Origin of the sequence: Yersinia rochesterensis, assembly GCF_003600645.1 — a bacterium.
Taxonomy (GTDB): domain Bacteria; phylum Pseudomonadota; class Gammaproteobacteria; order Enterobacterales; family Enterobacteriaceae; genus Yersinia; species Yersinia rochesterensis.
The window spans coordinates 1346034-1367987 of sequence record NZ_CP032482.1 but is presented as its reverse complement, the minus strand read 5'-3'; the positions used below and the strand labels follow the sequence as shown (position 1 = coordinate 1367987).

The window sequence follows — 21954 nt, the reverse complement described above, 5'->3', positions numbered from 1 at the left end:
AATAGAGTGAAGCCAGTAGCAGGATGAAAAAAGAACTTAATCCTTTTCGCGACTATTCGGCTGAATCAGCCTTGTTTGTCCGTCGTGCCCTGGTGGCCTTTCTCGGTATCCTGCTGCTTAGCGGAATATTGGTCGCAAACCTATACAATTTGCAGATAGTCCGTTTTGAAGACTATCGCACTCGTTCCAATGAAAACCGCATTAAGCTGGTTCCCATCGCCCCAAGCCGTGGCATGATATTTGACCGTAACGGCACCCCGCTGGCGATGAACCGGACAATTTATCAGTTAGAGCTGATGCCGGAAAAAATTGAAGACCTCCCCGCCACCCTCAATGCACTGCGCCCCGTAGTGGATCTGACGGATGAGGATATCGCCAATTTTGAAAAAGAGCGTAAGCGCTCACGCCGATTTACTTCAATTGCGGTCAAAACTCCACTCTCCGAAGTACAAGTCGCTCGCTTCGCCGTTAATCAATTCCGCTTCCCCGGCATTGAAGTCAAAGGCTATCAGCGCCGCTTCTACCCTTATGGTTCAGCACTGACACATGTCATTGGCTATGTTTCCAAGATTAATGATAAAGACGTCGAACGTCTGGATAAAGACGGAATTCTCGCTAACTATGCAGCAACGCACGATATCGGTAAGCTAGGTATTGAACGCTATTATGAGTCTGTGCTGCACGGAAAAACCGGTTATGAAGAAGTTGAAGTGAATAACCGTGGCCGGGTCATTCGTCAACTGCATGAGCAGCCACCACAGGCCGGTAAAGATATTTATCTGACGATTGATTTGCATCTGCAAACCTATATTGAGCAATTGTTGAGTGGCAGCCGCGCAGCTGTTGTTGTTACCGACCCGCGAACCGGTGGGATTTTAGCCTTGGTATCCAACCCCAGCTATGACCCTAATCTGTTTGTCGATGGCATCTCCAATAAAGATTATCAGGGGCTATTGAACGACCCGAATCGCCCACTGATAAACCGTGCCACTCAAGGTGTTTACCCGCCCGCTTCGACGGTAAAACCCTATATTGCTGTTTCGGCTCTCAGTGCCGGTGTTATCACCAAAAACACCAGTCTGTTTGACCCCGGCTGGTGGCAACTCCCTGGTTCAGAAAAACGTTTTCGCGACTGGAAGAAATGGGGCCATGGCCGGTTGAATGTCACCAAAGCGCTGGAAGAGTCGGCCGACACCTTCTTCTATCAGGTTGCTTATGACATGGGGATTGACCGCTTATCCTCCTGGATGACCAAATTCGGTTATGGTGAATATACCGGTATCGACTTATCCGAAGAACGAGCTGGCCTGATGCCGACTCGCGAATGGAAACAAAAACGCCATAAAAAGCCATGGTATCAAGGGGATACTATCCCCGTGGGCATCGGTCAGGGATATTGGACTGCCACCCCGATCCAGATGGCAAAAGCATTGACGACCCTGATTAATGATGGTGCGGTTAAAACACCGCATTTATTGCAAAGCACCCGTATTGATGGCGTTTTAGTGCCTTATAAACAAGAAGATACCACCCAAATTGGTGATATCCATTCCGGTTACTGGGAAATCGCCAAAGATGGCATGTATGGTGTAGCCAATCGCCCTAACGGAACCGGCCGTAAATTCTTTGAAGGTACGCCGTATAAGGCTGCGGTAAAATCCGGTACGGCGCAGGTTTACAGTTACGAAACCTACAATGCTCATAAAGTGGCTGAGCATTTGCGTGACCATAAATTAATGGTCGCCTATGCCCCCTACGAAAACCCGACGGTCTCTGTCGCCATGATCTTAGAAAATGGTGGTGCCGGGCCTGCGGTGGGGACAATTACTCGCCAAATTCTCGACCATATATTGTTGGGCGATAACAACACTGAATTGCCGGACGCAACTCCTCTGCCTCCGGGAGTTGAAGCAGACTAGCGAAGGCAAATTAGTTGAAGCGGATTAAGGTAACTCATGACTGATAATCAACAAAAAGGCTCTTTGTGGTACAAAATGCACATTGACCTGCCGTTTCTAATTTGCGTATTGGCGCTGCTGGCTTATAGCGCCTTCGTGATGTGGAGCGCTAGTGGTCAAGACATCGGCATGATGGAACGCAAGGTAGGTCAAATTGCGATGGGCTTGGTTGTGATGCTGGTGATGGCGCAGATACCGCCCCGCGTCTACGAAAGTTGGGCGCCCTATCTCTATTTCGTTTGTGTCATTTTACTGGTGCTGGTCGATGCATTTGGACAAATCAGTAAAGGGGCGCAGCGCTGGCTGGATTTGGGTTTCATCCGCTTCCAACCCTCTGAAATTGCGAAAATTGCGGTTCCATTGATGGTCGCCCGCTTTATGAACCGTGACGTCTGCCCGCCCTCATTGAAAAATACCGGCATCGCACTGATTTTAATCTTTATGCCGACTTTATTAGTCGCCGCGCAACCCGACCTTGGCACCTCTATCCTGGTCGCCGCCTCCGGGTTATTCGTTTTGTTCCTTTCCGGTATGAGCTGGCGCTTGATCGCGATTGCCGCGGTTTTGGTTGCCGCATTTATTCCTATCCTGTGGTTCTTCCTGATGCATGGCTACCAGCGCGATCGCGTGATGATGCTGCTCGACCCGGAAAGTGACCCACTTGGGGCTGGCTATCATATTATTCAGTCTAAAATTGCTATTGGTTCCGGTGGGTTATCAGGGAAAGGCTGGCTACACGGAACTCAGTCACAGTTGGAATTCTTACCCGAGCGCCATACAGACTTTATCTTTGCCGTGTTAGCCGAAGAATTGGGCTTAATTGGTGTGCTGGTGTTATTAGCCCTTTATCTGTGCCTTATTATGCGCGGCCTGGTGATTGCGGCCCACGCGCAAACCACCTTCGGCCGGGTGATGGTCGGGGGGTTAATGCTGATACTCTTTGTCTACGTGTTTGTTAACATCGGCATGGTAAGTGGAATTTTACCTGTGGTTGGCGTACCTTTGCCTTTGGTCAGCTATGGAGGCTCGGCGCTGATAGTGCTGATGGCCGGGTTTGGTATCGTGATGTCGATACATACTCATCGAAAAATGTTATCTAAGAATTTATAGAGGTGAGCAATGCGTAAGGAATGGCTTTGGATAGGCATCGCAGGCGTGCTGTTATCAGCATGTACCAGTCAGCCTCCGGCACCCCAGCAACAAGTGCAGCAGACATACAACGGCCCGGTGGAAGAAATCGGCGGTGCAGAACCACGCTATGAGCCATTTAATCCTAGTTTTAATCAGGATTATAAGGTTAATGGCCAGTCCTATAGCATTGTCAAAGACCCGCAAAACTTCAGTCAGGTTGGCCTCGCGGCGTGGTATGGCGAAGAAGCTAATGGCAACACCACGGCTACTGGCGAAACTTTTGATCCCAACGCATTGACAGCGGCCCATCCCACTCTGCCTATCCCAAGCTATGTGCGAGTCACCAACATCAGCAATGGTCGCCAGATTGTGGTTCGCGTCAACGACCGCGGCCCTTACACGCCAGGTCGGGTGATCGATTTATCCAAAGCAGCAGCCGATCGCCTAAATATTTCAAATAATACCAAAGTGAAGATTGATTTTATCAATGTGGCACCGGATGGCTCATTATCTGGCCCCGGCATGGTTGGCACCACTATCGCGAAACAAAGTTATGCATTGCCAAACCGCCCAGATTTAGGTTCCAGCGGAATGGGGACACCAATACAGCAGGATGCTCCCGCAGTCAGTGCGCCTGTCCGCCCTATTGATAATAGTCATTTGTCCGGTGCAGATACTAACCAGCCAGTGGCCCCACAAAGCAGCGGCTTCCTGCGTGCATCAACGCCAGTCCCGGCGGGCGTGCTGGAAAGTTCAGAACCCACGACAGTGAGTTCACAACCTGTACAGCCGCCGGTGGTCGCCAACCCCGGCCCGGTGACCTCATCAGAGGCCGCGACACCATCATCGGGTGGTTATGTGGTTCAAGTCGGTGCGTTGAGTGATGCGCAGCGGGCGCAAACTTGGCAGCAAAGTTTGAGTCAACGTTTTGGTGTGCCGGGGAAAGTGGCCGCCAATGGCAGCGTACACCGCGTTCAACTTGGGCCATTCAGCAGCCGCCAGCAGGCCGTTGAACTGCAACAACGCCTGTCGAGCGAAGCTCAGCAGCAGTCATTTGTGGTTGCGGCACCTTAAATCATACATACCTTGTAGCAATTTAAGGCCCGTCTACTAAAAATAACCGTAACTCTCAGTCCAAACAGGATGTTACGGTTAAAACTATAAACGCTACATACGTTTATAACCCAATTAATTGGCGTTGCAGCAAGGCAGCAACGTCAAGTAAGAAGGCTATGGTATGATGTAGCACTTTTTTAACTTACTCCCACGGATGTTGTTGTCCTGACCATGAAATATGTAACTACTTCTCGCATTATCAAGAGCTTGATGCTCGGCACTGTCATTGTTATGAGCGCAGCTTCTGCTGCAAACGCTGATGACGTCAATTTAAAAACCATGATCCCCGGTGTGCCACAGATCGACGCGGAAGCCTACGTTCTGATTGATTACAACTCCGGCAAAGTATTAGCAGAAATGAATGCGGATACGCGCCGCAACCCGGCTAGCCTGACAAAAATGATGACCAGCTATGTTATTGGGCAGGCAATCAAAGCAGGTAAAATCGGGCCAGAAGATATGGTTACCGTGGGTAAAGATGCTTGGGCGACTGGCAACCCAGAGTTCAAGGGCTCCTCGTTGATGTTCCTGAAACCAGGCGACCGTGTGCCGGTATCTAAACTGACCCGTGGTATCAACTTGCAATCAGGTAACGATGCCTGTGTCGCGATGGCCGATTACGTTGCCGGTAGCCAAGACTCATTCGTAAACCTGATGAACAACTATGTTAAAGCGCTGGGCCTGCAAAACACCCAGTTCAAAACCGTCCACGGTTTAGATGCTGAAGGGCAGTACAGCTCAGCACGCGATATGGCATTGATCGGGCAGGCGCTGATCCGCGATGTCCCGGATGAATACGCCATTTATAAAGAAAAAGAATTTACCTTCAATAATATCCGCCAGACCAACCGCAATGGTTTGTTGTGGGATACCAGCTTGAATGTTGATGGCATCAAAACCGGCCATACCGAAGCGGCGGGTTATAATCTGGTAGCCTCGGCTACCGATGGGCAGATGCGTTTGATTTCGGTGGTGTTAGGCGGCCATACCTTTAAGGGCCGTGAAACTGAAAGCAAAAAACTGCTGACCTGGGGCTTCCGTTTCTTTGAAACCGTAGCGCCACTGAAAGTCGGTAAAGAATTTGCTTCTGAACCGGTCTGGTTTGGTGATAGCGACCGTGTACAATTAGGGGTTGATAAAGACGTTTACCTGACAATCCCACGTGGCCGGATGAAAGATCTGAAAGCCAGCTATGTACTTAATACCCCTGAAATTCATGCACCACTGGCGAAGAATCAAGTTGTCGGGATGATTAACTTCCAGTTAGATGGTAAAACCATCGATCAACGCCCACTGGTGGTGATGAACGAAGTTAAAGAAGGCGGTTTCTTCAGCCGCATGGTGGATTACATCAAGCTCATGTTCCACCGCTGGTTTGGCTAAGCCCTAGCTTGAAAAACCACAAATAAGTCCCATATTATAAATAATGTCAAACTCCCGCCTCGGCGGGAGTTATAATTTTATAGTCGGAAATTTTTATTGTTATCTTAATACCTATCCGGCAATAATTTTTCCGACAACAAACTGTCCGTCAACCCCAGGAGCGCACATGAAAACTAAACTGAATGAACTGCTTGAGTTCCCTTGCCCCTTTACCTACAAAGTCATGGGCATTGCTGAACCTCAACTGGTTAACCAGGTGGTTGAAGTGGTACAGCGCCATGCTCCGGGCGATTATACCCCCGAAGTAAAACCGAGCAGCAAAGGCAACTATCACTCCGTTTCCATCACTATCACAGCGACCCATATTGATCAGGTGGAAACGCTGTATGAAGAATTAGGTAACCTGGAACTGGTCAGAATGGTGCTGTAGCGCTATTCCAATACTGCCTTTTCACCTATGGTCCGAACTGCTGACTCAGCTTTCGGGCCTTATTTTTATCTCTAAATTATTCTTTCAATCACCAAACTATCTCTTTCAATCGCCAAAACAGTGGCTCCTCACTGCTGGGCTGGTATACTGACGCCACCATTTCTGTAACCAGATGATGCCTCGCTTGCAACAACACAAGATCATTTTACGCCAGCTAGGGTTACAACCCTATGCCCCCGTATCTCAAGCCATGCATAATTTCACTGAGTTTCGCACCGATAGCAGCGCAGATGAAATCTGGCTGGTTGAGCATCAACACGTTTTTACTCAGGGTCAGGCAGGAAAAGCTGAACATGTTCTGGTGCCCGGAGATATTCCGGTTATCCAGAGTGACCGAGGGGGTCAGGTCACCTACCATGGCCCCGGTCAGCAAGTCATGTATATCATGATTGACCTCAAGCGCGCCAAATTGGGCGTGCGGCAATTAGTCACCGCGATTGAGAATACTGTCATTGAGACTCTGGCTCATTTTGACATTAATTCACGGGCTCGCCCGGATGCTCCCGGTGTGTATGTTGGCCAACAAAAAATTTGCTCATTGGGCCTGCGTATTCGTCGAGGCTGTTCATTTCACGGTCTGGCACTCAATGTTGCCATGGATTTGGAGCCATTCCAGCGCATCAATCCATGTGGTTACGCCGGCATGCAAATGACCCAGGTCAGTGCGCTAAAAACGGGTACCACTATTGCCGATATCCAACCCATATTAGTGCGCGAGTTTACCCGTGAATTAGGCTATTCACCGGCAGAACAGCAATCCTGGGCATTGGCGGACTATTTACCTGTTGGTACCCAATAGCTCAATAACTGTCAATATGTGGTATTCAAACGCCCTATAGCATCCCATTTACAAACGCCTACAAAATTGGGGGCTGAATGGGACGGGCTAAAGATGATATAATTTTTAAACAATTTTCAAAAATTTTTTAACGAACGCCACATCCTGTTGAATTTAATAAAAAATCTCAAATTGAGAGATTCAGAACTGGAACCTGTACGATTATGAGTAAACCGATTCAGATGGAACGCGGCGTCAAATACCGCGACGCAGATAAAATGGCGTTAATCCCGATTAAAACCGTGGTTACCGAACGCCAAGAGCTGCTACGCAAACCCGAGTGGATGAAAATCAAGCTTCCTGCTGACTCCAGCCGCATTCAGGGTATCAAGGCTGCAATGCGTAAAAATGGTCTGCACTCGGTTTGCGAAGAGGCCTCCTGCCCTAACCTGTCGGAGTGCTTTAACCACGGTACCGCGACATTTATGATCCTCGGGGCAATTTGTACTCGCCGTTGCCCATTCTGCGACGTTGCCCATGGCCGCCCGGTAACACCGGATGCCAATGAACCAGAAAAACTGGCTCAAACTATTAAAGATATGGGTTTGCGCTATGTCGTTATCACCTCTGTTGACCGGGATGATTTGCGTGATGGGGGGGCTCAGCACTTTGCAGATTGCATCTCAGCGATTCGAGCCAAGAATCCAACAATTAAAATAGAAACGCTGGTGCCTGATTTCCGTGGCCGTATGGATCGCGCATTAGATATTCTGACTGTCACGCCACCGGATGTGTTTAACCATAATCTGGAAAACGTTCCCCGTGTATATCGTCAGGTTCGCCCAGGGGCTAACTATGAGTGGTCGCTTAAATTATTGGAGCGCTTTAAAGAAGCTCATCCAGAGATTCCTACCAAGTCTGGGTTAATGGTGGGTTTAGGTGAGACTAATGCCGAAATCGTGGAAGTTATGCATGATTTACGCCGCCACGGCGTCACTATGCTGACACTAGGGCAATATTTACAGCCGAGCCGCCACCATTTACCGGTACAGCGCTATGTCAGCCCGGCAGAGTTTGATGAGATGAAAGCAGAAGCAATGGCAATGGGCTTCACTCATGCAGCTTGTGGCCCATTTGTGCGTTCCTCTTACCATGCAGACTTACAAGCAAAAGGGTTGGAAGTAAAATAAGCAAATTGGCCTGAATAAATGCTCAGGTTAATTTGGATGAAATATTTTATTACACCTTAAATAATAAATAATCAAAAACGGATTTCCATTGGAGATCCGTTTTTAATTTTCAGCCTGTTTCCATTATCAACCACAGAAGAATTGCCGATAAGACCCCGGCTAATTCATGATCATTCTTCTATAGCAACCGAAATGGCAGCCAAGCAAGCATAATCAGTCTTTATGCTCGATCGGCGGTTTGGCTTCTGTTGCTGTTTTAGACTCAGCGGTCGTGTTGGCTGGCGGAGCATCATCATTGCCCATGGCTTTTTTAAAGCCTTTCAAGGCCGCACCTAAGTCAGCACCCAGTGTGCGCAGTTTGCTGGTACCAAACAACAACACAATTAATATGCCGACTACCAATAATTTGGTAATACTGAGACCTTCCATACGCACCTTCTTGATTAGCAATGTTTATTAAAACATGGGCTATTTACGAATAAATTGCCGATTAAAACAAGAGTAATATGTAACAGATTTCGTTAGTGAACTATGATTTACTCAGAGTCTTTTCTCACTTATTTTGACTCATTCCGGATGAGACATTGCCGTTAACATCCCCCCAAAGCAGAAACAACGAGGGAATCGCCAATTGCCTTATTCAAGTAGAATAAACACCCGCAGATCTGGGTTAAGTTTTGCTAAAAGGACTTATTTACCTCGCGTATTTGGCTTAGGCGTTGGTATGTTTTGTGTCGGCTCAGTACTCTACACCCAGAATGCTCCATTATGGCTTTGGTTCATGCTCGCCCTTAATGGATTAGTCTGGCCACATATTTCATACCTATTGGCTACACGCTCTGAACAACCGTTTGAACAAGAAATCATAAATATGAAAATAGACTCAGCACTGGGTGGTGTCTGGGTCGCAATAATGTCATTCAATGCTCTGCCGTCCGTCGTGATTCTTTCAATGATGAGCATGAACAATATTGCTTCTGGCGGGAAAAACGTTTTTTGCAAAGGCCTTGCATTGCAGATTGCCTGTAGTTTACTGACTGCATGGATATTTAATTTACCCTTTAAACCTGAAACCTCGCCACTCCAGGTCTATGCCTGTCTACCGATGATAATTATCTACCCCTCCCTACTTGGATTAGTCACCTACCGAACCGCAAAACGCCTGGCCGAAAATAAAGAAGAGTTATTGCGTATTAGTGTTAGGGATGGATTAACCGGGCTTTATAATCGCAGGCATTGGGAACATCAACTACATAATCAATTTGATAGTTGCCGACGCTACCAACAGGGTGCCACACTTATTTTACTTGATATTGATAACTTCAAATCGATTAATGATACCTTTGGTCATGCCGTGGGTGATGAAGCTATTACTGTTCTTGCCGAAGAATTATTGCTAGGGCTGCGGGCCATCGACATTGTTGGCCGTTACGGTGGGGATGAGTTCGGTGCTATTTTGCCTAATACTACGGCAGAACAAACACGGGAAGTATTAATGCGAATTCAGGAAAAACTGGCTGATTTAGTTTTTACCCACGCTCCATCCTTACAGCTTAGAGTCAGTGCTGGTATCGCAGATTACCGACACGATATGATTAACTATCAGCAATGGCTAAAAGCCGCCGACTCTGCGCTGTATCTGGCAAAAGACAATGGCCGTAACCGCATTGAACTGGCAAGCTAAATAACGGCAAAGTACCGGCATAGTGTCATCTCTAAAGAAAGGTGTTTATGTTTAATACATTACTGGCAGTATTTATTGGTGGTGGAGTGGGTAGCGTCGCTCGTTGGCTAGTCAGTATGAAGCTAAACAGTTTTTCACCCAATATCCCCGTGGGTACGCTTATTGTAAACTTGGTTGGCGCTTTTATTATCGGCCTGACATTAGCACTATTCACCCGAATCACACACATTGACCCCGTTTGGAAATTACTGATTACCACGGGTTTCTGCGGTGGCCTGACGACATTTTCAACCTTTTCAGTTGAAGTTGTCTATTTACTTCAGGATGGGAAATTAGCGTGGGCTGCTGGTACAGTTGCACTTAATCTGGCCGGTTCACTGGCTATGACTATGCTGGCTTTCATATTAGTTAATTACTTTGCGGGTCAATAAGCGCGGGCATGACAGCACTATTTTTTACATAGTCTTAATGTTTTATTAATCTACAGACTGGATAATTATTTAGTTAAGAACAGTTAACCGCTGGGGTGACTGATGTGCTGGATAAATCCCATGTTTAGTTTACCTAAAACAGGAACCGAATGGCTGGCAGTCATTTTTTGCCTATTGATCACCGCCGCTTTCTTAAAGGCATATCTCTTTTAGTTAATTCCCTCGGGGCTAGAAATAAAAAACCCGCCTGATAAGAATGAGGCGGGTTTTAAGAAATATTGGCTACTTAGATAGCGATAACATTAGCAGCAGATGGCCCTTTGGCACCGTTCGTGATTTCAAATTCTACACGCTGGCCTTCAGCAAGAGTTTTGAAACCGTTGCTAGCGATGGCTGAGAAATGAACGAAAACGTCTTTACTGCCATCTTCTGGGGTAATGAAGCCAAAACCTTTAGATTCATTGAACCACTTAACGCTACCTTTAATCTTAGACATCAAACTTACCTTTACGTGAATGTTGGACACAAAATGTGTGTCCAATACAGTACAGCAATAGAACCGTTTTTTGTCCACGGTAGAGATCACAAAAATTAGATAAAAAGTGAAAAAGCCATCTTTTCTGCTCAATTACTAGCACAGAAATCCATATTTTTTTCTTTTACAACACAGCCTAAAGGGCTCAAAGAAAGTACCAGACTGTATCTGAAAGCGATTCACCTGTATTATACTTACCCATTGGATACGCTAATATGAGATGCATGATGAACGGTAGAATAACAACTTTTTTTGAAGATAAAGGTTTTGGTTTTATCACCGATGAGAACGGAGATAACCGTTATTTTCACGTTATTAAAGTTGCTAATCCCGAGATGATCAAAAAAGGCGCGGAAGTCACTTTCGAGCCGACAACCAATACTAAAGGATTATCCGCATTTGCAGTGAAAGTGGCCATTGAGAGCAAATACATATTCATTGCTAATGAGAGAATCAAACTCACCAGTATCAAATCATTCAATACCTTTACTAAAGAAGTTCCTGCGCAGGCTGAGATCGATAAAGCCAACACCATCCTTTCAGTCAACTTACTGATGAATAAAATTCGGCCGCAGGAAGAAGATATTTCAGAAAAAACCGTGCCATTGAAAATGTTATCAATAACTACGTTCCAAAATACCACCTACACATTCTCTGAGCATGAGGTTGATATCGACAGTACGATTGCCAAGTTGAAGAGTATTTAGTCTGTTTTTTACTGAAATAACGCGGCATCGCAACCCATAAACAGCCCCAAATAACTTTGGGGCTGTTTGGGGGGCTCCCCAGGGTTTTGAAGCTGGCATCCCTGCCCGCTAGCACAAGAAAATCCCTTTGGTATTCTCTGGTGTCGACGGAAAAAGCAACCAAAATTCAGTCCATTTTCATATTAACTATTTGAACATAAACATTTTAATTAACTCAACATCAGTACGGGCACCCAACTTTTTCATGGCAGACCGTTTTTGCCCACTAACTGTTTTCTCACTCTTTTTCAAAATTCTGGCGATATCCCCGCCCGAAAATCCTTCATTGAACAATTTCAATACGATATTTTCATTAGGCGTCAAATATTGTCGCTCTGACGATGGCTGACTTAATACTTTCGGGGATTTTCGCTCAGTTAGACTCTCTTTAAGTCCGCGAACCTTACGTTTAAAAACAGTTGAAATCTTGTTGGTAACAGTATCGATGGGGTCTTCTCTGAAGATCATCGTGACATTACTGAACCTTGGGATACCCTGTAAAAAGCTATTCAATCGGGAATCACAAATTAAAAAAACATCTGCTTCTGAAGGCGCTTTATCCAGACGTTTTAGAGCATCAAAAAAACTAAACTCATCAACTCCAATAAAAATGATATCTGCTGAATAAAATGCTTTACGATAGAATTTAATCTCTTTTTTAAACCCTAACGATGTAAATATCTTTTTTACGATGGTTACCATACCCAACGTTTGATATTTGTCGTTATCAACGATCATACAGCTTATCATATTGGCTACACCCGCTAGTGCTTCAGCACCCTATGAATTGTTAACTCACATCTATTTGTGATGAAATAAAAGCTATTAGAAATTATGTAGATAGCCCAGAACACACCTTACTTTGCAGTAAACCATAAGGGAACGAGGATATATATAGGATGTCAACACCGGAGAGTGTAGGAAACGTCTTTTTCTAAAAAGAATATTTCTTAGTTGTTTATTTAGCTTTAAGTCTACCAGACGTGACAGCAATGGGATTATATGTAAAAATAGTGAGAAATTAGTAGCCTAAACAGGAAGGTTCTAATGCTATACCTACGTTATCTGAAGCTGGATATCTCGTTTAACTTTATTTTAAGCCAAACAACTTTATGAGAAACGTCGGTTTACATGCGCTGAAAACATTAAGCTGTTTTTCTGCCGTTACCTTTTATTCTGCCAGTAAAACTTGTACTGAACAGTGTTTTCTCGGTGGAGAAGTGATGGGTGTTCTGTACTTTTTATCGATCATCGCAACCCCACTTTTCTTTATGATTATTGGTTATATCGACTCAAATGATGAGATAGATCAGGCAGATATACTCAGAAAGTTAAAATCTATAATAACTATTATTATTTTCTGGAACGTACTTTTCTACTTTATCAACGAAGATGGCTTCAAGCGGGGTTACTTCCTGCAAAGTTGGCTTTTATTCAGTATTGCTATTATTTATCTAATCAACCCAATAATCTCTAAGATATTAAAAAGTAACAGAACAGCAATCATAACCCTCTCATGCCTGGTTATATTTTCTGTTTCTATCGATTTAATCAGTGCATTCAGTGAAAAACCCTACCTAATTGATTTTCCGCAATACTTTAGATTATGGACGTGGATCTTCTATTATATGACCGGCAGGTTCCTTTGCTCCAAAGTTTGCCAAAGAATAACCAAAATGCCGAGAGTACGTCTTGCAGCAAAAGTTCTTCTTATCCCGACAGCAGTTTCCATGTATTTCTATGAAAGTTTTATGTCGATGTATGTCTATAAAACAGTAAATGCCAGCTATTTCCTCGATAACCTACATGTTTTAATACTGAGTTTATGCTTATTTGTCATATTTGATAACTTTGACACTAAACATGAATGGATAAAGAAAACATTAGCCTATATCAGCCCATCCATGATTGGGGTTTATATTTTGCATGATGGAATTTTCTATTTCATCGCCAGCGCATATAACTTATCGGATGTCACATTGAGGTTCACACTGCTGTTATCCGTATTTGCTGCATCAGTGCTGTTATCACGGATTTTATTACTCAATAAATATACGTCGCGCTTTATCTCATTTTGATTTATTTCATCGCTAACACATATCCATTTTTTCTGTGACACATGGGCATCACGCCTGTACTCCTGTAAGTGTATTTGGTCAGATGGGGGGTCGGGCTGGAATCTCGTCTGGCACGATGTCAATTTGACATGACCATGAGGGAATACGATGTCTACCTCTGCACGAAACCAGTTATCTGGAACAGTCCATGCCATTGTTGACGGTTCAGCCACCAATGAAAGCCTGGAAGAAATGGCGCTATCGGTAGGAAGTGAAGTCACTGCATTATTTAAAGCATCAAGTGTCATTCTTGCTACCAAGAAAGCATAAGAGCGCCCTATCTTCATAGATTCTATTTTTATAATAGAATAAGCCGCCATCAGGCGGCTTATTTAATGTCGAATGCAGGACAAAACCGCCGCATGATCACTGAGGTCGGTATATATCTCTGTAATGAGCTAATCTCTCCTGGAAGAAATCGCATTCATCCGGCGAAAGTTTCGCTTCAATTTCATCAACATTTATTTTCTTTTTTTGGTTTTCCATAAAAGCAACCGTGGATGCCACAAAGTCCAGGCTGGTATGGCAATATGCTGAAACGAGTTTCTCAAGTGCTGACATATTATCCCCCTTATGTGACAATGCACATCATGAAAGTTAACACAAATAATTATATTAAAAATGAGATCAATATCAACTTAAACAGGATTCATCTCCTGTAAGAGCCCCGCCCTGTGTGACTTGATTGATTTTACTGACATTACCCTGAAACTGGATATTTTGTCGCGGATAGCTGTTTTTTAGCGGGATTTACGTTATCGTTTGGCTAGCCAACTTGAAACTCATCATTTATAACGAGAATTGAAATGAGAAAAACGACGATGATTATGATCGCGATTGCGCTGGTAGTATTCGCTTACACGCATTTTACCGGAGCCTAGCGCTATTAGACCTATGTTAAAAGTCATTGCACAAGATTTTATAAAACCTGAGCACATCAGTGATGTCACGCCACTCTATAAAGAATTAGTGGAAAGAACAAAACTTGAGCCACTATGTATTTCCTATGATTTATTTATCGATCATAAAGATCCCGGCAACTTTATTTTTATCGAAGAATGGCCAGACCAAGCGGCATTAGATATACATTGCGCTTCAGAGCATTTCAGGCGACTGGTTCCACAAATCAATCAATATCAGCGAAAAGAGTGCACACTCATCTTTATGCACTCTTTTAAATAGCCTTTAAAAACAAAGAGCTATGGTGCAAGTTGCTCCTCTTCATGATATTGATTCTGCCACATGGCCGCGTACTGGCCATTTTTCAGCAATAACGCCTCATGCCGCCCACGTTCAACTATTGAGCCCGCTTCCATCACAATAATTTCATCGGCATCAATAATGGTGGATAAGCGGTGAGCAATGACCAGAGTAGTATGGTCGCGGCTAACTTCGCGCAGGTGGGCCTGAATTTCGCGCTCAGTATGAGTATCTAACGCGCTGGTCGCTTCATCAAAAACCAAAATAGCTGGGTTTTTAAGAATAGTGCGCGCAATCGCCACTCGCTGTTTCTCACCCCCTGATAACTTAAGCCCACGCTCCCCTACTCGCGTGTCATAACCATCTGGCAAACTAATGATAAAATCATGAATATGGGCCAGTTTCGCCGCGCGTTCTATTTCTGCAAAGCTGGAAGAAGTTCTGCCGTAAGCAATGTTATAACGCAGCGTGTCATTGAAGAGCACTGTATCTTGCGGCACGATGCCAATAGCCTCACGTAAACTTGCTTGAGTTACATTGCGGACATCTTGATCATCAATATAAATCGCGCCATCAGTGACATCATAAAACCGGAATAATAGACGAGATAGTGTTGATTTTCCGGCTCCCGATGCGCCAACAACCGCCACTGTTTTGCCCGCAGGGATAGTGAAACTCACTTTATTCAGAATAGGTCTACGCGGATCATAACCAAAACTGACTGAGTCAAACCGCACTTCCCCCTTTGTAAGATGTAAAGCCGGCGCATCAGGGCGATCAGTAATCTCTTTTTCCACCATCAACAAATCGAGCATATTCTCCATATCAATCAATGCTTGTCTGATCTCAGAATAAATAAACCCAAAGAAATTGAGCGGCTGGTACAGCTGAAGAAGGTAAGCATTTACCAACACAAAATCACCAATGCTCATACGGCCTTGTGTGATACCTTGCGCCGCCATGGCCATCATCACCACCAACCCGATGGAAATAATTGCCGTCTGCCCGAGACTTAACGCCGTAAAACTGAACTAATTTTTAATTGCAGCATATTCATACAGTTGGCGCGAAGTATTAAAGCGCTCAGCTTCAAACTCTTCATTACCAAAATATTTTACCGTTTCATAATTTATCAGGCTGTCGATAGACTTGGTGTTAGCGTCTGAATTAGCTTGATTTAGCTCACGCCGAAAACGGGTTCGCCAACTAACCGCCACAACAGTAAATAGGATATAGCATGCCACTGTCGCCAGAATGGCGACAGCAAACCAGCCATCTAGCAAATGCCACATGATAAGAGAGACCAGGGTTATCTCAAATAAAATGGGGAATATAGAGAACAAAATGCGGGAAAGCACTGTTGCAACCGCTTGTGTACCGCGTTCAATAGATAAAGATAACCCGCCGGTTTGCCTGTCCAGATGAAAACGCAAACTTAGTTCATGTAATTGTTTAAATACCCGTAAACCAAGTAATCGAGTCGCATTCTGGCTGACGTGCACAAACATCACGTTACGCAATTCTTCGAATAGGGAGGCACTAACTCTCGCGACCCCATAAGCAATTATTAAGGTGATGGGGATAGCCATCATCTTGGCATTTTCACTGCTTAATGTGTCGATCATCGTCCTGTAAGCAAGAGGCACAAGTGTGGTACTGACCTTAGAAACCACCATAAATATGACGGCGGCAATCAGGTAATACCGGAGTTTCGAGTTATTTTTAGGCCACAAGTAAGGTAATAGAAATTTGAGTATACGGGAGCGATCCATATTTATGTATTTGTCATCTCAGGTGAAATGGGAATCATTACTTTTTATATTCTGCCACGTATCAAGGTAATAGCCTAATAAACAAGGCAATATCTTGCTCTAAATAATCATGCGTTTTTGATGATTTATCGGGGACTGGCTGGATACCCGCTAACGGGCATAGGTAGGGTGCGGCTTCCGAATTGGCTCATAATATATGCTTTCGAAAACCGCTATTAAAAATATAATTATTCGTCGAAGAACCAGTATCCCTGATTAACCAACTCAGTTAACTCCGCAATGAAAGCCGGATTACGGAGTGCCTCACCCAGCTCTTCCTTGCCGAGAATAGTATAGCGACACAGCGCATCAGCGGCTGTAGAGTCACAGATTTCCAACCGCTCACTATTGATAAAGAAACTGTCGCCCACTTGTAGAACCCGCAGCCCACTAAGGCGAGTCAAGACTTCACCATCCGTCAGGGCGTCGACAATCTCTTTCGGCTCGTAAGGCGGCTCCGCCGGAGCAATGTCCAACTCATGGCGCGGTGTCGTTGCAAAGCGGCCAAACCATTGCTTAAAGTCTTCTGGTTGATTAATCATCTCGATCATCATCCCACGCAGGCGGTCGAGTTCATATTCTTCAACCCGGCCTGGATGTTCTCGACAGGTTAAATCAGGGTCGCTGTAATGCTCATTACCAAGATCGTTTTCCAGCGCATAGTCAGCAAAACTGCTGATTAAATCCCGCCCATTTGGCCCGCGAAAACCCACCGAGTAGTTAAACGCCGTTTCGTGAGTGAAACCATCGTGTGGGAAGCCCGGTGGAATATATAAAATATCGCCCGGCGCTAAATCTTCATCAATAATGGGGGTGAATGACTCAACATGCAGCAGTGCCGGATGTGGGCAAAACTGCTTTAACGGTAGCTTATCGCCAACCCGCCAACGGCGGCTGCCCATCCCTTGGATAATGAACACATCATATTGATCAATATGCGGCCCAACTCCGCCACCAGGGACAGAAAAGGAAATCATCAAATCGTCTAAACGCCAATCTGGTAACACACGAAACGGCCGAACTAATTCAGCAGAGGGGGCATGCCAGTGGTTAACCGCCTGAGCCAACAGTGACCAGTTGGTTTCACCTAGATTATCAAAGTGCTCAAATGGCCCATTACTCGCCTGCCACTGGCCATTTGTATGGCTGACCAGACGGCTATCTACCTCAGCTTCCATTGCTAAGCCCGCCAACTCGTCCGGCGTAATCGGATCGACAAAATTCGGGAAGGCATTTTTTAATACAACTGGCTGTTTTTGCCAATATTTCTCTAAAAACTCGGGCCAATTAAGGTTAAGTTGATAAGCCATACTTTCATACCACTGAGAAAATAAATGGCCTTGATTATAAAGTGGAGCCACCCCGACTGCCTTGTCATGGGTCAATGACACTCATCAGTTAAGTAAAAACAGATCATCTGTATGCTCCGTGAAGCCAAGGCTGGGATTTTGGGCGTTCAGGTCATGCGTATTCTGAACAGCATTACGTTATTCCTTGGCTATCCGCATAGGGACAATGACAAACCTATCCTTTAATGTGATAAAATGTGTAGAACAGGTGAATATCAATACAATAGCCTGTTATTTGTCACTTTTTTATATTTATTAATTTTAATTTCAAGAGGTTAGCGTGATGGGTTTACCAAACTGTCCGAAGTGTAGTTCTGAATATACATGGCAGGAAGGGGAAAAATTAAATTGCCCAGAATGTGGTCATGAGTGGTCGGAAAATAGCGATTCTGCAGCAGCCGATGAAGGCCTGGTGGTGCGTGATGCCAATGGTAATTTACTGGCTGACGGTGATGCGGTAACTGTTGTTAAAGACCTAAAAGTAAAAGGCAGCTCTTCAACTCTGAAGATCGGAACCAAAGTGAAAAGCATCCGTCTGGTTGAAGGTGACCACAATATCGATTGTAAAATTGATGGATTTGGCCCAATGAAGCTGAAATCTGAGTTTGTGAAGAAAAGCTAATAGCTTAACCAGCTGTTTTCCCCTTGCCCAGTGCGGTTCTGCGGAGCAAGGGGATTTGCTAGCACCGCCTATGATTGCGGCTTAGTTTCCTGCTTGAGAAAATCACTCAGGAAATATTGCGCATTGCCCTCATTAGAAAGCAATTCACTATACATAATAGGATGGTCGCCTTTCTCGCCAGGTAAATATAATTTCCCTAAGTTATTGTTATTAATGATCAAAACTACAATTTTCTTCCCATTAACATTGACACTATAGTCACTGCGATCGTCTTTCTTCTCAACATCCATAATTTGAATTTTCTTATCCCAATCATGGTCGGCATTTGTTATCTGTACTAATGCCTTATTTTCAGAGCGAGGGCCATAACGCAATGTCCAAACTTCAATACCTTCATTGCCTTGCCAGGCCTTAACAGAATCAGCAACTTCAGGGCGAACAGGTTCGGCAGCGAAACTTGTAGCGGATACCGCACATAACAGAGTAAGAAAGAAAAGTTTTTTAAACATCCAAGAGTCCTTTTGTGTTAATTGAAAACGACAATCCTAATATCGTCGAAATACCTATATCTATCTGCAAATGACCGCAAAAGAAAAATTTAATTTTATACTAACCAGAAAAATTGTACTCAAGGTTTTATTAAAACCCATAAAAATAGAGACAATTCTTGATGATTCAATCGATCATTACTCTCAGTTTTAGTCTAAAACGGAATGGCGACTGAAAAATTGTGTCATGGTTCTGCTCCATCGCACCGTCCCATCCCCCCAATTTTACAATCCCCTCCAGTTATTCTGATAAAAAACTCATTTAGATATATCTTTTTCACATCCTCCTCTTGCCAATTTCGATATATCGATATAAATTAGATATATCGAAATTGTTTCGATATATCTAAAGGAGATTCATTATGTTTGGTTTTTCAAAACGTGGTCATCATTGTGGTGGAGAACACCATGAAGGGCAGCACCATCGCAACGAAAGAATGCATCGCGGCGGTCGCCACTCAATGGCAACAGAAACAACCGAAGCCGCAAGAGGCGGCAGACGTGGGCGTGGCGAAAAAATGCATCGCCTGTTTGAACATGGTGATTTGCGGGTTGTCCTGCTAGCACTGCTTGATAAAAAGCCCTGCCATGGCTACGAACTGATTAAAGCTATCGAAGAGGCATCCTCAGGATTATATGTTCCAAGCCCAGGTGTTATCTATCCCACTCTGACTCTGTTAGAAGAACAGGATTTTGTTACCCCAATTGCAACTGGCAATGGGCGTAAAAGCTACCAAATCACGGATGCTGGGAAAGCTGAATTGCAGCAAAACCAACAGATGGTTGATGTTATTTTTTCACGACTGGCGCAGGTAAATCGCCGCCCAGAGGGAAACCTGGCTGAAGGGATTTCTGAGGCCATGCACCGTTTACGCCACATTCTACGCAGCAGTATGATGCGCTCAGATGTGACGCCACAACAGGTTGAGCATATTAATGCAGCATTATTGACGGCAGTAGAAACCATTGAAAAAGAGTTAGAACCCAAGGCGGCAGAGACTCAAGAAGCGGAGAAAAACTAATGCCGGGATATCGCTATAGGATCACCATTGAGCCACTGACTGATCGCAAAGGTGAAGCCATAGATAAAGCCCCGGTAACATTCGAAGCCGAGAATCACGATGAGATCCTCGGCATCATCGAGCGGTTACAGGCGCACGAAGACTTAGACTTTGGTAAAGAGAAAACAGCCGCATTTGCATTAGGTCTGAAGCTGTTTTCGGAAACTATGATGGAGAATCGTAAACACCCGATATTTACCCCATTGCGAACTGCATTTATGGATTTTATGATCAACTTGAAGAAAGGCTCGACACGCGATCGTAGCGAGTAACACATCAAAAACTAATAATAAAAATACTGCTGTATTCGAATAAAATGCATTGCCGGGAATATAAGTCATAGACGTCATTCCCGGCGAATTATTTAACTCAAATCAGCACCATTACTGGCAATAACTTTTTTATACCAATAGAAAGATTTCTTTTTCTTACGCGCTAAGGAACCCTTTCCCAAATCATCGCGATCAACATAGATAAAACCATAGCGTTTGCTCATTTCCCCGGTAGAGGCGGAAACCAGATCAATACATCCCCATGAGGTATATCCGATGACCGGAATACCATCATCAATGGCCTCACCCATGGCTTTAATATGTTCACGTAAATAACTAATACGGTAATCGTCTTCAATTTCACCCTGCGGGTTAATTTCATCTTTAGCACCCAGCCCATTTTCAACTAAGAAAAGTGGCTTCTGGTAGCGGTCATACATCATATTCATGGTGATGCGTAACCCTAAAGGATCAATTCCCCATCCCCATTCACTGACCTGAATATGGGGATTTTTCAAGGATTTAACAATATTAGCGGCGCTGCTGTTATGTTCATTCATATCCGCCGAAGCACAGCGCGAGGCGTAATAGCTGAAGGAGACGAAATCTACTGTATGTTTAAGAATGTCGTCATCCCCCTCTTGTGTGGTAATTGAAATACCTTTCTCCCTGAAAAGGCGTTTTGTGTAAGCGGGGTAAGCTCCACGGGCTTGCACATCAATGAAAAATAGATTTTCGCGGTCTTTTTCCAGCGCCGCCCAAACATCTTCGGGTTTACAGGTTCGTGGGTAAAAGTTCCCTCCTGCCAGCATGCAACCTACCTGATTTTCAGGATTGACCTCATGAGCAATTTTGGTCGCTAATGCGCTGGCGAGCAGTTCGTGATGGGCGGCTTGGTATTTGACTTGTTCCTGATTCTCATTCGGCTCAAACACTAATCCCGCCCCAGAGAATGGGCTATGGAGAAGAATATTAATTTCGTTAAATGTGAGCCAATACTTCACCAAACCATCGAAAGCTTCAAAGCATGTTCGGGCATAGTCGGTGAAAAATTTAACCATTTTTCGGTTACGCCACGAGCCATATTCCGTCACCAGATGCATGGGAACATCAAAGTGACATAATGTTACCAGCGGCTCAATATTGTACTTTTTACATTCATTAAAGAGGTCGCGGTAAAAAGCAATACCCTCGGTGTTAGGTGCCATTTCATCACCATTAGGGTAAATCCGGCTCCATGCTATAGATGTACGGAATACGGTAAATCCCATTTCCGCCATTAATGCGATATCCTCTTTATAGCGATGATAAAAATCAATTGCCTGATGGCTTGGATAAAACTCATCATCTCTTAAGGTAAAACGCTTTTCCTGCCCTAACTTTACGGCCAAACGGTGTGGCCCATGAGGGATCATATCTACCGTCGTCAGCCCTTTTCCGCCTTCAAAACAAGCACCTTCGGCCTGGTTTGCGGCTAATGCGCCGCCCCATAAGAAACCGTCGGGAAATGTTGATACTGACATTCAATACCT

22 protein-coding genes and 2 pseudogenes are annotated in these 21954 nt (G+C 44.6%); 16 read left to right on the top strand and 8 right to left on the bottom strand.

Translation table 11 applies throughout. From position 1 onward, the window contains the following. The first annotated feature begins 23 nt into the window (after positions 1-23). The 7 genes from mrdA to lipA all read left to right on the top strand — a co-directional run bounded on the left by mrdA (position 24) and on the right by lipA (position 8046). Positions 24-1919: a peptidoglycan DD-transpeptidase MrdA gene (gene mrdA, locus DXZ79_RS06410; RefSeq protein WP_050291452.1), complete on the top strand. Its 1896-nt coding sequence runs from the start codon at positions 24-26 to the stop codon at positions 1917-1919. 36 nt (positions 1920-1955) lie between these two features. Continuing rightward, positions 1956-3068, top strand: a complete 1113-nt coding sequence (gene mrdB, locus DXZ79_RS06405) for a peptidoglycan glycosyltransferase MrdB (protein ID WP_038634793.1) — start codon at positions 1956-1958, stop codon at positions 3066-3068. A gap of 9 nt (positions 3069-3077) precedes the next feature. After that, entirely contained in the window at positions 3078-4163 is a 1086-nt protein-coding gene (gene rlpA, locus DXZ79_RS06400) for an endolytic peptidoglycan transglycosylase RlpA (protein ID WP_038634795.1), read from the top strand. Between the two features lie 213 nt (positions 4164-4376). Beyond that, complete coding sequence (gene dacA / locus DXZ79_RS06395) at positions 4377-5588, top strand: D-alanyl-D-alanine carboxypeptidase DacA (RefSeq protein WP_038634797.1); 1212 nt, start codon at positions 4377-4379, stop codon at positions 5586-5588. A 166-nt stretch (positions 5589-5754) separates the two neighbouring features. Continuing rightward, positions 5755-6018 (top strand): DUF493 family protein YbeD, encoded by a 264-nt coding sequence (gene ybeD / locus DXZ79_RS06390; RefSeq protein ID WP_005158389.1) that lies wholly within the window; start codon positions 5755-5757, stop codon positions 6016-6018. Between the two features lie 172 nt (positions 6019-6190). Then, positions 6191-6877 (top strand): lipoyl(octanoyl) transferase LipB, encoded by a 687-nt coding sequence (gene lipB, locus DXZ79_RS06385; RefSeq protein ID WP_050291453.1) that lies wholly within the window; start codon positions 6191-6193, stop codon positions 6875-6877. Between the two features lie 203 nt (positions 6878-7080). After that, positions 7081-8046 (top strand): lipoyl synthase, encoded by a 966-nt coding sequence (lipA, locus tag DXZ79_RS06380; RefSeq protein ID WP_032819853.1) that lies wholly within the window; start codon positions 7081-7083, stop codon positions 8044-8046. Positions 8047-8259: 213 nt separating this feature from the next. Here the strand turns inward: lipA and tatA are convergent, their stop codons facing one another. Then, positions 8260-8475, bottom strand: coding sequence for a Sec-independent protein translocase subunit TatA (gene tatA, locus DXZ79_RS06375; RefSeq protein ID WP_038634802.1), 216 nt, complete (start codon positions 8473-8475; stop codon positions 8260-8262). Positions 8476-8677: 202 nt separating this feature from the next. On the opposite strand from tatA, the gene DXZ79_RS06370 reads away from it, so the two are divergent. Both DXZ79_RS06370 and crcB read left to right on the top strand, forming a co-directional pair. Further along, complete coding sequence (locus DXZ79_RS06370) at positions 8678-9730, top strand: diguanylate cyclase (RefSeq protein ID WP_071841731.1); 1053 nt, start codon at positions 8678-8680, stop codon at positions 9728-9730. 47 nt (positions 9731-9777) lie between these two features. Further along, positions 9778-10161 (top strand): fluoride efflux transporter CrcB, encoded by a 384-nt coding sequence (crcB, locus tag DXZ79_RS06365; protein WP_038634804.1) that lies wholly within the window; start codon positions 9778-9780, stop codon positions 10159-10161. Positions 10162-10447: 286 nt separating this feature from the next. Here crcB and cspE read toward each other — a convergent pair whose 3' ends face one another. After that, the gene (gene cspE / locus DXZ79_RS06360; RefSeq protein WP_002210315.1) at positions 10448-10657 is read right to left on the bottom strand and encodes a transcription antiterminator/RNA stability regulator CspE; all 210 of its coding nucleotides are present in this window, start codon (positions 10655-10657) and stop codon (positions 10448-10450) included. Positions 10658-10923: 266 nt separating this feature from the next. Between cspE and DXZ79_RS06355 the strand changes: the two genes are divergently transcribed. Then, the gene (locus DXZ79_RS06355) at positions 10924-11403 is read left to right on the top strand and encodes a cold-shock protein (protein WP_038634807.1); all 480 of its coding nucleotides are present in this window, start codon (positions 10924-10926) and stop codon (positions 11401-11403) included. Positions 11404-11589: 186 nt separating this feature from the next. Here the strand turns inward: DXZ79_RS06355 and DXZ79_RS06350 are convergent, their stop codons facing one another. Then, on the bottom strand, positions 11590-12180 hold the full coding sequence (locus DXZ79_RS06350; RefSeq protein ID WP_038634809.1) for a helix-turn-helix transcriptional regulator: 591 nt from the start codon (positions 12178-12180) through the stop codon (positions 11590-11592). A 374-nt stretch (positions 12181-12554) separates the two neighbouring features. Between DXZ79_RS06350 and DXZ79_RS06345 the strand changes: the two genes are divergently transcribed. Beyond that, positions 12555-13520 (top strand): acyltransferase, encoded by a 966-nt coding sequence (locus DXZ79_RS06345; protein ID WP_038634812.1) that lies wholly within the window; start codon positions 12555-12557, stop codon positions 13518-13520. A 147-nt stretch (positions 13521-13667) separates the two neighbouring features. Beyond that, positions 13668-13829, top strand: a pseudogene (locus tag DXZ79_RS21295) (TOBE domain-containing protein); the annotation flags it as partial. A gap of 96 nt (positions 13830-13925) precedes the next feature. On the opposite strand, the gene DXZ79_RS06335 reads toward DXZ79_RS21295, so the two are convergent. Further along, positions 13926-14120, bottom strand: coding sequence for a glycogen synthase (locus DXZ79_RS06335; RefSeq protein WP_038634818.1), 195 nt, complete (start codon positions 14118-14120; stop codon positions 13926-13928). A 333-nt stretch (positions 14121-14453) separates the two neighbouring features. Here DXZ79_RS06335 and DXZ79_RS06330 point away from each other — a divergent pair, with 333 nt between their 5' ends. Next, positions 14454-14741, top strand: coding sequence for a putative quinol monooxygenase (locus DXZ79_RS06330; protein WP_038634821.1), 288 nt, complete (start codon positions 14454-14456; stop codon positions 14739-14741). Between the two features lie 17 nt (positions 14742-14758). Here the strand turns inward: DXZ79_RS06330 and DXZ79_RS06325 are convergent. After that, positions 14759-16531, bottom strand: a pseudogene (locus DXZ79_RS06325) (ABCB family ABC transporter ATP-binding protein/permease). A gap of 227 nt (positions 16532-16758) precedes the next feature. After that, positions 16759-17880, bottom strand: a complete 1122-nt coding sequence (locus DXZ79_RS06320; protein WP_038639658.1) for a ribosomal protein uL16 3-hydroxylase — start codon at positions 17878-17880, stop codon at positions 16759-16761. A 319-nt stretch (positions 17881-18199) separates the two neighbouring features. On the opposite strand from DXZ79_RS06320, the gene DXZ79_RS06315 reads away from it, so the two are divergent. Continuing rightward, positions 18200-18541 (top strand): zinc ribbon domain-containing protein YjdM, encoded by a 342-nt coding sequence (locus DXZ79_RS06315; RefSeq protein WP_162472775.1) that lies wholly within the window; start codon positions 18200-18202, stop codon positions 18539-18541. Positions 18542-18609: 68 nt separating this feature from the next. Here the strand turns inward: DXZ79_RS06315 and DXZ79_RS06310 are convergent, their stop codons facing one another. Beyond that, complete coding sequence (locus DXZ79_RS06310) at positions 18610-19050, bottom strand: hypothetical protein (protein WP_038634830.1); 441 nt, start codon at positions 19048-19050, stop codon at positions 18610-18612. Between the two features lie 401 nt (positions 19051-19451). On the opposite strand from DXZ79_RS06310, the gene DXZ79_RS06305 reads away from it, so the two are divergent. Then, complete coding sequence (locus tag DXZ79_RS06305) at positions 19452-20111, top strand: PadR family transcriptional regulator (protein WP_038634832.1); 660 nt, start codon at positions 19452-19454, stop codon at positions 20109-20111. After that, entirely contained in the window at positions 20111-20422 is a 312-nt protein-coding gene (locus tag DXZ79_RS06300; protein ID WP_038634834.1) for a DUF3861 domain-containing protein, read from the top strand. Before DXZ79_RS06305 ends, DXZ79_RS06300 begins: the two co-directional genes overlap by 1 nt. A 92-nt stretch (positions 20423-20514) precedes the next feature. On the opposite strand, the gene DXZ79_RS06295 is transcribed toward DXZ79_RS06300, so the two are convergent. Next, entirely contained in the window at positions 20515-21945 is a 1431-nt protein-coding gene (locus tag DXZ79_RS06295; protein ID WP_038634837.1) for a 6-phospho-beta-glucosidase, read from the bottom strand. Positions 21946-21954: the final 9 nt, after the last annotated feature.

Bases quoted from the DNA above. Each gene is read 5' to 3' on its own strand.
- cspE (WP_002210315.1), bottom strand. From the start codon at position 10,657: ATGTCTAAGATTAAAGGTAGCGTTAAGTGGTTCAATGAATCTAAAGGT.
- lipB (WP_050291453.1), top strand. From the start codon at position 6,191: ATGATGCCTCGCTTGCAACAACACAAGATCATTTTACGCCAGCTAGGG.
- DXZ79_RS06330 (WP_038634821.1), top strand. From the start codon at position 14,454: ATGTTAAAAGTCATTGCACAAGATTTTATAAAACCTGAGCACATCAGT.
- DXZ79_RS06335 (WP_038634818.1), bottom strand. From the start codon at position 14,120: ATGTCAGCACTTGAGAAACTCGTTTCAGCATATTGCCATACCAGCCTG.
- ybeD (WP_005158389.1), top strand. From the start codon at position 5,755: ATGAAAACTAAACTGAATGAACTGCTTGAGTTCCCTTGCCCCTTTACC.
- DXZ79_RS06295 (WP_038634837.1), bottom strand. From the start codon at position 21,945: ATGTCAGTATCAACATTTCCCGACGGTTTCTTATGGGGCGGCGCATTA.
- DXZ79_RS06350 (WP_038634809.1), bottom strand. From the start codon at position 12,180: ATGATCGTTGATAACGACAAATATCAAACGTTGGGTATGGTAACCATC.
- tatA (WP_038634802.1), bottom strand. From the start codon at position 8,475: ATGGAAGGTCTCAGTATTACCAAATTATTGGTAGTCGGCATATTAATT.
- DXZ79_RS06345 (WP_038634812.1), top strand. From the start codon at position 12,555: ATGAGAAACGTCGGTTTACATGCGCTGAAAACATTAAGCTGTTTTTCT.
- DXZ79_RS06310 (WP_038634830.1), bottom strand. From the start codon at position 19,050: ATGTTTAAAAAACTTTTCTTTCTTACTCTGTTATGTGCGGTATCCGCT.
- DXZ79_RS06320 (WP_038639658.1), bottom strand. From the start codon at position 17,880: ATGGCTTATCAACTTAACCTTAATTGGCCCGAGTTTTTAGAGAAATAT.
- mrdA (WP_050291452.1), top strand. From the start codon at position 24: ATGAAAAAAGAACTTAATCCTTTTCGCGACTATTCGGCTGAATCAGCC.
- DXZ79_RS06300 (WP_038634834.1), top strand. From the start codon at position 20,111: ATGCCGGGATATCGCTATAGGATCACCATTGAGCCACTGACTGATCGC.
- DXZ79_RS06355 (WP_038634807.1), top strand. From the start codon at position 10,924: ATGAACGGTAGAATAACAACTTTTTTTGAAGATAAAGGTTTTGGTTTT.
- rlpA (WP_038634795.1), top strand. From the start codon at position 3,078: ATGCGTAAGGAATGGCTTTGGATAGGCATCGCAGGCGTGCTGTTATCA.
- lipA (WP_032819853.1), top strand. From the start codon at position 7,081: ATGAGTAAACCGATTCAGATGGAACGCGGCGTCAAATACCGCGACGCA.
- mrdB (WP_038634793.1), top strand. From the start codon at position 1,956: ATGACTGATAATCAACAAAAAGGCTCTTTGTGGTACAAAATGCACATT.
- dacA (WP_038634797.1), top strand. From the start codon at position 4,377: ATGAAATATGTAACTACTTCTCGCATTATCAAGAGCTTGATGCTCGGC.
- DXZ79_RS06305 (WP_038634832.1), top strand. From the start codon at position 19,452: ATGTTTGGTTTTTCAAAACGTGGTCATCATTGTGGTGGAGAACACCAT.
- crcB (WP_038634804.1), top strand. From the start codon at position 9,778: ATGTTTAATACATTACTGGCAGTATTTATTGGTGGTGGAGTGGGTAGC.